The organism is Burkholderia pulmonis (genome assembly GCF_984667975.1).
The window spans coordinates 112,444-124,277 of record NZ_OZ480188.1 but is presented as its reverse complement, the minus strand read 5'-3'; the positions used below and the strand labels follow the sequence as shown (position 1 = coordinate 124,277).

Sequence of the window (11,834 nt, the reverse complement as noted above, 5' to 3'; positions counted from 1 at the left end):
TTTGCGTCAGGATACGGCGTATTGCTTGACGGGACGACCGTGCAGCATCGCATGCACGGCCGCGACGACGAGCACGTTGACGACGAGGCACACGAGGCCGAGGTTGATGCCGCCGAAGTCGACATGGAATGCGTAGAAGACCATCGCGAGCACCTGCCCGCAGATCATCCCGGCGCCCACCGCAACGGGCCGCACCTGGCGCCGCGCGAGCAGGATCAGCACGCCCGGCAGGAACTGCGTGACGCCGTAGTACGTGGTGTTGATCAGCGTGAGCATCAGGTTAGGCGTGAGCAGCGTGGTCGCGATCGACAGCAGCAGGTAGCCGACGATCACGTATTTGGCCGCGCGCTTCTGGCGCGATTCGGGCAGGTTCGGCATCAGGTTGCGCGTGACGATCGGGCCGATCGCGAGGCAGATGCCGGCGAGCACCAGCAGCCCCGACAGCGCGGCGCCGGCCGCGACGAGGCCGATCAGCCAGCCGGGCAGCAGGTGCGTGACGGCCGCGAAGAACGCGTCGTTCGGCGACGCGAGTGTCAGGTTCGCGGTGAGCGCGTAGTACGACGCGATCACGAGGAACGGGTACATCAGCATGTACAGCGGCATCACGACCTGCGTGCGCCGGATCGCGTTCGGCCCGCGCGCGGTGAAGAAATTCTGCGCGGCGAACGGCATCAGGTAGAAGCCGAGCGACTGGAACAGCATCGTGCTCATCGAGAAGCGCAGTTGCGATCCGCCCATCGTGTTGCTGACCTGCCGGCTCGCGGCGTCGAACACCGGATGCACGCCGCCCGCCTGCCACGCGACGGCGATGCCCGTCACGACGATCGCGAGCAGCATCAGGATGTCCTTCAGGATCGCGATGTAGGCCGATGCACGCACGCCGGAGATCGCGATATAGGTGAACGCGAGCGCCGCGCACACGAGGATCAGGTACAGCGGCTCGACATGCCAGCCGAGCCCCTTGAGCGCCGCGACGAGGCCGGTGAACTGCAGCTGCCCCCACGGGATCAGGAACAGGATCGATGCGCACGCAACCACCAGCTCGAGCCCGCGGCTGCGGTAGTGGCCCTTGAACAGGTCGGGCAGCGTGATCGCGTTGTGGCGCTTGCCGGCCTCCCAGATCTTCGGCCCGACGAAATAGCCGATCGGGTAGGCCAGCAGGATGTAGCCGAGGAACCATACGCCGTAGGTCGGCCCTTTCGCGTAGATGCCGCCGGGGAAGCCGACCATCGTGCCGATGCTGTAGATCTCGCCGGCGGTCAGGAAAAACACGAGCGCCGTGCCGAACTGGCGCGATGCGACGAAGAAGTCATGCACGCTCTGCTTGCCGCGGCCGCGGCCGGATCGAACGGCGAGATAGAGCGACAGCGCGATCAGCGCGGCGAAGACGACCGTTGACATGCGCACCTCTGCGAAAGGACGGGAAGCGTAGGGGTCGCCGGAAAACGCGAGCGGCCGGCGGTCCGCGGAACGGCAAACGCGCGATGAATGCGCTATGCCGTGCCGCCCGCGCGGCGATCGAACAGCATCCAGCACGCGAACAGGCAGCCGGACGTCAGCACGAACCACGCGAAGATCCACATGAAGACGAACGGCACGCCCAGCACGTAGCGATTCTGCGCGGCCACCCAGGGCAGCACGCCCAGCACGCCGAGATACGGAATACCGATGCCGATCAGGTACCTGAGCATGCGTGTCTCCTCGAAAGCGGGTTCGTGCGGCATATCGATGCGCGGGCGCGGCGAGCGGCAGGCGGCGCCTGCACGACATCCCGCGATGAATCCAGTATTCGAAGACAAAAAAGCGCGGGATAGTGCCAGACGCGGGCAATCGCTTGGGCCAGCGGCGGGTGGCCTCGGCGAGGCGGGAAGGATCGTGTGGAAGCCGCGCCGGCACTCCGTCGCGGACAACCTGTGCCGGTGATCGCGCGAACGGGTGTCAGCCGTCGAACGGCACCAGCTCGTAACTCGTGCTCCGGCCGCCGGACGACGCGCGATGCAGCACGCCATATCCGACCAGTTCGGTGATGTCGCGCAGCGCGGTGTCCTGCGAGCACTTCGCGAGCGCGGCCCATTTGGACGTCGTCAGCTTCCCTTCGAAGCCGTCGAGCAGGCGATTCATCACCTTCACCTGGCGTTCGTTCATCGCGAACCCGGCGCTTCGCTGCCAGAAGCGCGACTTGACGAGAACCGCATCGAGCGTCGTGTGCGCATGATCGATGGCCCTGCCGAGCGTATCCAGAAACCACCCGAGCCATTCCGTGACGTCGAGCGAGCCGCGCTGCGTGCGCTCCAGCACGTCGTAATACGCATTGCGCTCGCGCTGGATCTGCGCCGACAGGCTGTAGAAGCGCTGCGGGCTCCGGTCGGCGCGCGCAAGGACCAGATCCCCGAGCGCGCGCGCGATACGGCCGTTGCCGTCGTCGAACGGGTGGAGCGTGACGAACCACAGATGGGCCAGCCCGGCCCGGATCAGCAAGGGTTCGACCGGTGTCGCGTTGAGCCACGCGAGAAAGCGCCCGGTCTCGTGCGCAAGGCGGGCGGCCGGCGGCGCCTCGAAATGCACGCGCTGCCGGCCGATCGGCCCGGAGACCACCTGCATCGGCCCGCTGGCATCCGTTCGCCAGCCGCCGACCGTGATCCGCGACAATCCCGAATAGCCGGTCGGAAACAGCGCGGCGTGCCAACCGAACAGACGGGCTTCGGTCACCGGCGCCGCGGAATGGGTCGTCGCGTCCAGCACCATGTCGACGACCCCTTCGACGTGGCGATCGACCGGCGCAAGCGCGCCGATATCGACCCCGAGCCGGCGCGCGATCGACGACCGGACCGATGCGACGTTCAGGTTTTCGCCCTCGATGGCGCTGGTCTTGACGACGTCCTCCGTCAGCGCGGCGAGGCTGGCCTCGTCGCGCAGCGCCAGGCCGATATCCGCCAGCCGCCCGACCAGCATGCCTTGCGCACGACTGACGTCGGCCAGCGACGTGGCGAGGGCCGGGAGGTCGAAGCGCCAGGCCGGCCAGTCGGCCGACTCCCAGATGAAAGTGTAATCTCCGCTCATGATGCGGAGATTATCCCCCTATTCGCCGCACGACTCAACAATCTCCGCAAATCATGCGGAGATTAACCCGTTTATTCACCGCAAGCCGCCCGCTACCGGGTCCGGCCCGCGCCCCGCTTCTCCGCCGGCGCGCCCTCCCCGAGCCGCTCCGCAAGAAACCCGATGAACGTCCGCAGCGTGACGAAGCCTTCCCGATGCTGCGGAAACACCGCATTGAGCGTGATCGGCGACGGCGCATACGCGTCGAGCACCGGCACGAGCGCGCCGCTGTCGAGCGCCGCGCCGACGATGAAGCGCGGCAGCAACGCGATGCCGAGCCCCGCGATCGCCGCGTCGCGCACGACCTCGCCGTTGTTCGCGACGAGCGGCCCCTGCACGTCGAACGTGCGCGCCGCGCCGTCGACGCGGAATTCCCAGCCGACGCGCCGCTCGCGCCCGTACAGCAGGCACGTGTGGCCGGCGAGATCGGCCGGCGTCTGCGGCGTGCCCTGCCGCTTCAGGTACGCGGGGCTCGCGCACGCAATCATCGGCCATGCGCCGAGCGCCCGGGCGATCAGCGTCGAATCCTCCAGCGAGCCGATCCGCAGCACGAGGTCGAAACCTTCGCCGATCAGGTCGACGCGCCGGTCGGTCAGGTCGAGGTTCAGCCGCACGGCCGGGTGCGCGGACAGGAATTCGGCGATCAGCGGCGACACGTGCGTGATCCCGAACGACAGCGGCGCGCTGATCTTCAGCGAACCGTGCAGCTCGGTGCTGCGCACCGACATCGCCTGCTCGGCGTCGGCGATCTCCGCGAGGATGCGCTGCGCGCGCGCATAAAACTCCTGCCCCGATTCGGTCACCGCGAGATTGCGCGTATTGCGGTGCAGGAGCCGCACGCCGAGCGACGCTTCCAGCGCCATCGTGCGCCGGCTGACGAACTGCTTGGACAGCATCAGCTGGTCGGCCGCCGCCGTGAAGCTGCCCGCGTCGACGGTCGCGACGAAGATCCTCAGGTCGTTGAGTTCCATATTGTCCACTCCATAGAGACAGTCATTATCTCTACAGCCATTTATTTGTCAAATCGATTGACCTAAGATTCATCTCAACGAACGGCCGGGCCCACTTCCGAGGTCCGGCGACTTCAAGGACAAAAAATCATGATCGAAATCCGTGCAGCAAACCAACGTGGCCGTGCGGAGCATGGCTGGCTCAGCTCCCGTCATACGTTTTCGTTCGCGAATTACTACGATCCGAAGCAAGTCGGCTTCTCCGACCTGCTCGTGATCAACGACGACCGCGTCGCCCCGGGCCGCGGCTTCGGCACGCACCCGCACCGCGACATGGAAATCCTGTCGTACGTGCTCGACGGCGCGCTGGAACACAAGGACTCGATGGGCACCGGTTCGGTGATCGTGCCGGGCGACGTGCAGCTGATGAGCGCGGGCACGGGCGTGCGCCACAGCGAGTTCAACCACTCACCGGAAACGCCGGTCCACTTCCTGCAGATCTGGGTCGGGCCGGCCGAAAAGGGTGCCGAGCCGCGTTATCAGCAGACGAACGTCGCGGCCGAAGACAAGCGCGGCAAGCTCGCCCTCGTCGTGTCGCCGAACGGCGATGCCGGTTCGCTGAAGATCCGGCAGGACACCCGGATTTACGCGGGCCTGTTCGACGGCGACGAAAGCACGACGCTGGAACTGGATCCGAGCCGCTTCGCTTACGTCCACGTGGCACGCGGCAGCGTGACGGTCAACGGCGCGACGCTCGGCGAAGGCGACGGCGCACGCATCCGCGGCGAACAGGCGCTGACGATCGCCGGCGGCAAGGATGCCGAAGTGCTGGTGTTCGACCTGCGCCCGGTCGAAGTGACGGCCGAGTGGGCATGACGCCCGTTCGGGAAACCGGGCCCCGCTGAACGCGGGGCCTTCTTAATCGGAGATTCGCAACATGGCCAAGGTTCTCGTTCTTTACTACTCGTCCTACGGGCACGTCGAAACGATGGCGCAGCACATCGCGGAAGGCGCGAAGTCGGTGGCGGGCGTCGAGGTCACGCTCAAGCGCGTGCCGGAAACGATCCCCGTCGACCAGGCCCGCGCGATCGGCGTGAAGGTCGACCAGGCCGCGCCGGTCGCCACGGTGGACGAACTCGCCGACTACGATGCGATCATCTTCGGCACGCCGACCCGCTTCGGCAACATGGCCGGCCAGATGCGCACGTTCCTCGACCAGACGGGCGGCCTGTGGATGAAGGGTTCGCTGGTCGGCAAGATCGGCAGCGTGTTCGCGTCGACCGGCACGCAGCACGGCGGGCAGGAAACGACGATCACGTCGTTCCACACGACGCTGCTGCATCACGGTATGGTGATCGTGGGCGTGCCGTATGCGTGCAGCGGGCTCGTCAACATGAGCGAAATCACCGGCGGCACGCCGTATGGCGCGACGACGCTCGCGGGCGCGGACGGCAGCCGCCAGCCGAGCGCGAACGAGCTCGACATCGCCCGCTACCAGGGCAGGCACGTCGCGGAAATCGCGAGCAAGCTCGCGTCGTAACGCGGCGGCCGCGCGCCCTAGCAGTCAAGTCCCGCACAGGACGAACGGCGCCGGTTGAACCGGCGCCGTTCGTCCTGTGCAAGCCTTCCGACCGTTACTGGCCCGAGGCCGGTGCGGCCGGCGCCGCCTTCGTCGCGGGGGCCTTCTGCGCAGCGTTCTGCGGATAGTTGCTCTGGTCGTTGGTCAGCCGGTAGCCGCTGCCGGTGCCGATCGCCTTCAGGTCCGACGCGTGCCGTGCACGGGCCGCCTTGCGCGCCGCCTTCTTCTTCGCCTTGTCGAGCTGCTTCTGCGTCGGCGCGGACGCCGGATCCTGCGCGTATGCCGCCGGCACGGCGGTCAACAACAGACCGAACGACGCCGCTACTGCCACTGCCACCGAAACCACGCGAGACTGCTTCATGGCCGGATCTCCTTGTCGATTGTTGATTGTGGGTCGGACACCGGCGTGCACGCGACGGCTTGCGACAACGGCGCCGATGCAACGTTAGCCGATCGCTGCACGAATGTCCGTGTGCGTTCCGGAATTCTCCCGATAACAGCCACGATACATGCGCGCCGTGTGCGCCGTCTTTTCGGCAAATCGTCCGCGCCATCAGGGAAACCGATACCCCGGGCCGGGCGGCGCCCGTTCAGATCCAGCGCGACAGCATCGGCAGCAGAATCGGCACGACGAACGCCGTCAGCACGCCGTTCAGTCCCATCCCGAGCCCGGCGAACGCGCCCGTCTCCTCGCTCACCTGGAACGCACGTGCGGTGCCGATCCCGTGCGACGCGACACCGAGCGCGAAGCCGCGCACGGCCGGCTCGTCGACCCGCAGTACGTTGAGGATCCCGCGTGCGCACACCGCGCCGAAGATCCCGGTCGAGATCACGAGCACGGCGGTGAGCGACGGGATGCCGCCGATCTCGGCGGCCACCGCCATCGCGATCGGCGTCGTCGCCGATTTCGGCGCGAGCGACGCGATCGTCTGGTGCGACGCACCAAACAGCGCGGCGATGCCGACCGCCGACACGATCGCGGTCAGCGAGCCCGCGAGCAGGCCGACGAGCAGCGGCAGCGCGGTGCGCCGCAGCTTCGACCACTGGCGGTACAGCGGCAGCGCGAGCGCGACGGTCGCGGGGCCGAGCAGGAAGTGGACGAACTGCGCACCGTCGAAATACGTCGGATACGGCGTATGCGTGATCGTCAGCAGTGCGACGATCACCGCGACCGCGATCAGCACCGGATTCGCGAGCGGGTTGAAGCGCGCCCGCGCATAGACGGCCTGCGCGAACAGATACGCGACCAGCGTGATGGTCAGGCCGAGCAACGGGCTCGCGGCGAGATAGACCCAGATCGCGCCGAGTTTCGGGAACGCCGTCATTGCGCGCCCTCCGCCGTGCCGCCCGCCCGCCGCTGGCGCCGCAGCAGCGCACGCGTGACGAGCGCCGTGACGGCAATCGCGAGCGTGGTGCTCACGGCCAGCGCGACGACGACCGCGAGCGCATCGCCGCGCACGCGGTCGGCCGACACCATGATGCCGACGCCGGCCGGCACGAACAGCAGCGACAGGTGACGCAACAGCTCGAGCGCGGTCGGCTCGATCGCATCGGCCACCTGCGGGCGCAGCATCACGAAGCCGAACAGCAGCAGCATGCCGATCACGGGGCCCGGCACCGGCACGCCGGACAGATAGGACACGCCTTCCCCGAGACACTGGAAGGTCAGCAAGACCGCGAACGCCTGCAACATGACCGGCTTCTCCGTGACGTGGCCGCGATGCCGGTTGGCCTGCGGCGCGGGCGTGAACGATACGCGCGATCGTACCAACTTCGCGGGCAATCGGACATCGCGGCAGACGCGCCCCCGGGCCGCCCGCGTCACGGCCTCGTCACTGCCCCGGAGCGTGAACGCCTTCGCGCCCGCCCGCCGGCGCATCGCCCTTGCCGCGATACCACACCGCATAGACGACCGACAGCACGACGATGAACGGCACGCCGCAGAACAGCGTCATCCGGAATTCGCGCGTGAAGTACGTGGTCACCAGCGCCGCGAGCATCAGCGCCGCGCCGAGCAGCGACGTGACCGGAAAGCCCCACATCCGGAACGCGAGCGCCTGGCCGCGGTGATGCCGGCGGAAGAACAGGTGCGTGACGAAGATCATCAGCCACGTGAACATCGCGCCGAACATCGACACCGACATCATCATCACGAACGACGTGTCCGGATACAGCACGTTCAGCACGGTCGCAAGCGCGATCCCGATCGCCGACAACCCGAGCGCGGCCGCCGGCACGCCGTGCCCCGTCAGCCGGCCGAGCGCCTTCGGCGCGTAGCCGGCGCGCGACAGGCTGAACATCATCCGCGTCGTGATGTAGAGCTGGCTGTTCATCGCGGACAGCGCGGCCACCAGGATCACGAAGTTGATCACGCCGGCCGCGCCCGGCACGTGCGTCGCGGCCATCACCTTCACGAACGGGCTCTCGTCGGAGCCGGCGGCCGTCCACGGCACGATCGCGAGCATCAGCGCGAGCGTCAGCAGGTAGAAGAACACGAGGCGCAGCATCGTCGCGCGGAACGCCCGCGTGATCGCCTTCTGCGGATCGCGCGCCTCGCCGGCCGCGACCGCGATCATCTCGATGCTCAGGTAGCTGAAGATCGACACGATCACCGCGACCCACATCCCCCATACGCCCTTCGGGAAGAAGCCGCCGTGCGCCGTGTAGTTCGCGAAGCCGATGCCGGAGCCGGCCGGCGCACCGAACACGACCACCGCGCCGAGCGCGATGAACGCGACGATCGCCGCGATCTTCAGCATCGAGAACACGTACTCGACCGCGCCGAACACCTTCACGCTGACCAGGTTGACGCCGATCAGCGCGGCCGAGAAGCCGACGATCCAGTACCAGCCGGGCACGGCCGGAAACCAGTACTTCATGTACACGGCGATCGCCGTCACCTCGGTGCCGACCGCGAACACGATCGACGCCCAGTACGCGTAGCGCACGAGGAAGCCGGCCCACGGGCTCACGTAATGCTCGGCGTACGCGCCGAACGACCCCGACGTCGGGTGCGCGACCGTCATCTCGGCGAGGCAGCCCATCAGCAGCAGCGCGATCAGCGCACCGATCGCATAGCTGACGAGCACGCTCGGCCCCGCGAATCCGATCGCGAAACCGCTGCCGAGGAACAGCCCCGTCCCGATCGCGCCGCCGATCGCGATCATCGACAACTGCGCGGTCGACAGCCCGCGATGCAACCCCTTCTCACGTTCGACGATCGTGTCGAATCCTTGCCGCTGGTTCATGCCGTGTCTCCTTCGTCGAACGCGCCCCGCGTCGTGCGGGACGTCGTCCGATTTTGTTCTGTTGCGTCGTAGTGCATGCCACGCAGGCCGTCAGGTCACCGACTTGCGCGCGAGGAATGCATCGGTGTTCCATGCGCCGGTCGTCACGACGTCCTTCAACGCGGCGATCGTGTCCCACACGTCGACGTAGCGCACGTACAGCGGCGCGAAGCCGAAGCGCAGGATGTCGGGCGCGCGGAAGTCGCCGATCATGTTGCGCGCGACCAGCGCCTGCACGATCGCATAGCCTTGCTCGTGCGCGAGCGACACCTGGCTGCCGCGCTGCGCGGCGTCGCGCGGCGACGCGAGCGTGAAGCCGAGGCCCGCGAGCTCCTGGTCGACGAGCGCGATGAACAGGTCGCCGAGCGCGACGCTCTTGTCGCGCAGCACACGGAGATCGACGCCGTCGAACGCGTCGAGCGCCGCTTCGAGCGCGATCACGCCGAGCTGCGGCGCGGTACCCGTCAGCATCCGGTCGATCGCCGGGTGCGGCGCGTAGTCGTGCGTGAAGTCGAACGGCTTCGCATGGCCGTGCCAGCCCGTCAGCGGTTGCCGCACGTCGGCCAGATGCCGCGACGCGACGAACACGTAGGCCGGTGCGCCGGGCCCGCCGTTCAGGTATTTATAGCCGCAGCCGACCGCGAAATCGGCTTCGCACGCGTTCAGCCCGATCGGCATCGCGCCCGCCGAGTGGCACAGGTCCCACACGCTCAGCGCACCGGCCTCGTGTGCGTGGCGCGTAACGGCCGCCATGTCGTAGCGCTTGCCGCTCTTGTAGTTCACGTGCGTCAGCGAAACGACCGCGACGGTGTCGTCGATCGCCGCGGCGATGTCGTCCGGATCGACGCAGCGCAGCTCGCAGCCGGTCATCTCGGCGACGCTCGCCGCAATATAGACGTCGGTCGGGAAATTGGTGCGCTCGGCGAGAATCACGCGGCGCCCGGGGCGCATCCGCGTGGCCGCGACGAGCACCTTGAACAGGTTCACCGACGTCGAATCGGCGACGATCACCTCGCCGTCGCCCGCGCCGATCAGCCGGGCTATCTTGTCGCCGGTGCGCTGCGGCGCCGGGTACCAGTCGGCGTCGTTCCACGAACGGATCAGGCCGTGCGCCCATTCCTGTTCGAGCGCGCGCTGCATGCGCGCCGGCACGTTCGCCGGCATCGCGCCGAGCGAGTTGCCGTCGAGATAGATCGTGTCCGCTGGCAGGTCGAAGCGTGCGCGACAGTGGGCGAGCGGGTCGGCCGCGTCGAGCGCGGCGCAGTGTTCGCGTGTGGTCATGAAATTAGTGTTCCTTATGGGATGACGGATGTCGTGAAAGGCGTCAGGCCGCGCGCGATGCCGCCGCCGGCGGCAGGTCGAAGAAGCGCAACGCGTTGCCGCCGAGGATCCTGGCTTTCGCGGTGTCGGACAGGTCGGGATGCTGCTCGACGAGCGAGCCGATCCGCTGCTCGCCGAGCGGGAACGGATAGTCGGAGCCGAGCATCACGCGGTCCTCGCCCATCGTGTCGACCAGCAGGCGCAGCGCACCGCGATCGAACACCGCACTGTCCACGTGGAAGCGGTCGAGATAGCTGACGGGCGGATTCGGGCAATCCTCGCGCACGATGTCGCGCTGCTCCCACGCGTTCTGCACGCGGCCGAGCAGGAACGCGAAGCTGCCGCCGCCGTGCGCGAAGCACAGCTTCAGCGAACGCGGAATCCGCTCGAACGCGCCGGACAGGATCAACGACACCATGCTGAGCTGCGTTTCGGCCGGCATCGCGACGAGCCACGGCAGCATCCATTTCTTCATCCGTCCGTCGGTCATCATGTCCCACGGATGCACGAGCACCGGAATGCCGTCGTTCGCGCAATGCGTGAGGAACGTGACCAGGTGCGCGTCGTCGAGGTCGAGCGGCCCGAGATGGTTGCCGATCTGCACGCCGCGATGGCCGGCGCGGTGCGCGCGGGTCGCTTCGCGGCATGCAAGCTCGACATCCTGCAGCGGCACCTGCGCGAGCGCGAACATCCGGTCGGGCGCATGCGCGCACAGGTCGAGCGCGCGGTCGTTCATCCGCATCGCCCAGTCGTGCGCGTCGTGCGGCGCGCTGTCGTAGCCGAACATCACGGGCGTCGCGCACATCAGCTGGATGTCGATGCCGAGCGCGTCCATTTCGGCCACACGCGCGGCCGGGTCCCACAGCGCGCGGTAGACCGGGCGGAACGCGCGCTCGCCCGTCATGATCATCCCGTTCTGGCCGTCCGCGTCGATGCGCAGCCACGGCGCACGCTGCGCGTCGAGGCGCGCGGCCTCTTCCCGCGAGATCGGCGGGAAGAAGTGCGAGTGCATGTCGATTCGAAGTGTCATCGTCGTTCTGTCGGTGAAGAGGCGCGGCGGGCTCAGGCCGCCTTGCCGGAATGCACGTGGCCGCAGTGCCCGCAGCGGCGCAGCGTGTCCGATGCGTAGAACGCGTCGAACAGCGGCGGCAGGTCGGCCACGATGCTCTTGAGCTGCACCTCGACGCGATGGACGAGATGCCCGCAGGCGTCGCAGTACCACTCGAAGCCGTCGACGATGCCCTCGGGGCGCTGGCGCTCGATCACGAGGCACGCGCTGCCGGCTTCCGGGCGCTGCGGCGAATGCCGCACGTGCGGCGGCAGCAGGAACATGTCGCCCTCCTTCAGGTCGACGCGTTCGCGCCTGCCGTCGATCCACAGGTGCAGGTACGCGTTGCCGCGCAGCTGGTAAAAGAATTCCTCGAACGGATCGTCGTGATAGTCGGTGCGGTGATTCGGTCCGCCGACGACGGTCACGATGAAATCGCTGTCCTGCCACACCTGCTGGTTGCCGACGGGCGGCTTCAGCAGGTGCGCATGCTCGTCGATCCAGCGCGAGAAATTGAACGGGGTGCCGTACTTCAGCATGGTTGTCTCCTC

The 11,834-nt window shown here is 67.7% G+C and carries 13 protein-coding genes; 2 read left to right on the top strand and 11 right to left on the bottom strand.

The window, feature by feature from the left end; genetic code table 11:
- Nucleotides 1-6: 6 nt before the first annotated feature.
- From AC5LXK_RS32460 to AC5LXK_RS32445, 4 genes are all read right to left on the bottom strand, one after another.
- Nucleotides 7-1,401, bottom strand: a complete 1,395-nt coding sequence (locus tag AC5LXK_RS32460) for a sodium:solute symporter family protein (protein ID WP_493394712.1) — start codon at nt 1,399-1,401, stop codon at nt 7-9.
- Between the two features lie 92 nt (nt 1,402-1,493).
- Nucleotides 1,494-1,691 carry a DUF3311 domain-containing protein gene (locus AC5LXK_RS32455; RefSeq protein WP_493394711.1) on the bottom strand — a complete coding sequence of 66 codons (198 nt, stop codon included), beginning with the start codon at nt 1,689-1,691 and terminating at the stop codon, nt 1,494-1,496.
- A 247-nt stretch (nt 1,692-1,938) separates the two neighbouring features.
- Nucleotides 1,939-3,060 (bottom strand): Fic family protein, encoded by a 1,122-nt coding sequence (locus tag AC5LXK_RS32450; protein ID WP_493394710.1) that lies wholly within the window; start codon nt 3,058-3,060, stop codon nt 1,939-1,941.
- A gap of 92 nt (nt 3,061-3,152) precedes the next feature.
- Complete coding sequence (locus AC5LXK_RS32445) at nt 3,153-4,070, bottom strand: LysR family transcriptional regulator (RefSeq protein ID WP_493394709.1); 918 nt, start codon at nt 4,068-4,070, stop codon at nt 3,153-3,155.
- A 129-nt stretch (nt 4,071-4,199) separates the two neighbouring features.
- Here AC5LXK_RS32445 and AC5LXK_RS32440 point away from each other — a divergent pair, with 129 nt between their 5' ends.
- A complete protein-coding gene (locus AC5LXK_RS32440) occupies nt 4,200-4,925 on the top strand; it encodes a pirin family protein (protein ID WP_493394708.1) in 726 nt (241 codons plus the stop codon).
- 61 nt (nt 4,926-4,986) lie between these two features.
- On the top strand, nt 4,987-5,589 hold the full coding sequence (gene wrbA, locus AC5LXK_RS32435) for an NAD(P)H:quinone oxidoreductase (RefSeq protein ID WP_493394707.1): 603 nt from the start codon (nt 4,987-4,989) through the stop codon (nt 5,587-5,589).
- Between the two features lie 94 nt (nt 5,590-5,683).
- Here the strand turns inward: wrbA and AC5LXK_RS32430 are convergent, their stop codons facing one another.
- The 7 genes from AC5LXK_RS32430 to AC5LXK_RS32400 form a co-directional block, all read right to left on the bottom strand.
- Nucleotides 5,684-5,989 (bottom strand): hypothetical protein, encoded by a 306-nt coding sequence (locus AC5LXK_RS32430; protein ID WP_493394706.1) that lies wholly within the window; start codon nt 5,987-5,989, stop codon nt 5,684-5,686.
- Between the two features lie 229 nt (nt 5,990-6,218).
- Nucleotides 6,219-6,953 carry an LrgB family protein gene (locus AC5LXK_RS32425; RefSeq protein ID WP_493394705.1) on the bottom strand — a complete coding sequence of 245 codons (735 nt, stop codon included), beginning with the start codon at nt 6,951-6,953 and terminating at the stop codon, nt 6,219-6,221.
- Entirely contained in the window at nt 6,950-7,321 is a 372-nt protein-coding gene (locus tag AC5LXK_RS32420) for a CidA/LrgA family protein (protein ID WP_493394704.1), read from the bottom strand. Before AC5LXK_RS32420 ends, AC5LXK_RS32425 begins: the two co-directional genes overlap by 4 nt.
- A gap of 139 nt (nt 7,322-7,460) precedes the next feature.
- On the bottom strand, nt 7,461-8,876 hold the full coding sequence (locus AC5LXK_RS32415; RefSeq protein WP_493394703.1) for an amino acid permease: 1,416 nt from the start codon (nt 8,874-8,876) through the stop codon (nt 7,461-7,463).
- Between the two features lie 90 nt (nt 8,877-8,966).
- Nucleotides 8,967-10,196: a kynureninase gene (gene kynU, locus AC5LXK_RS32410; protein WP_493394702.1), complete on the bottom strand. Its 1,230-nt coding sequence runs from the start codon at nt 10,194-10,196 to the stop codon at nt 8,967-8,969.
- Nucleotides 10,197-10,239: 43 nt separating this feature from the next.
- Complete coding sequence (locus tag AC5LXK_RS32405) at nt 10,240-11,265, bottom strand: amidohydrolase family protein (RefSeq protein WP_493394701.1); 1,026 nt, start codon at nt 11,263-11,265, stop codon at nt 10,240-10,242.
- Nucleotides 11,266-11,297: 32 nt separating this feature from the next.
- Nucleotides 11,298-11,822, bottom strand: coding sequence for a 3-hydroxyanthranilate 3,4-dioxygenase (locus tag AC5LXK_RS32400; protein WP_493394700.1), 525 nt, complete (start codon nt 11,820-11,822; stop codon nt 11,298-11,300).
- Nucleotides 11,823-11,834 lie beyond the last annotated feature (12 nt).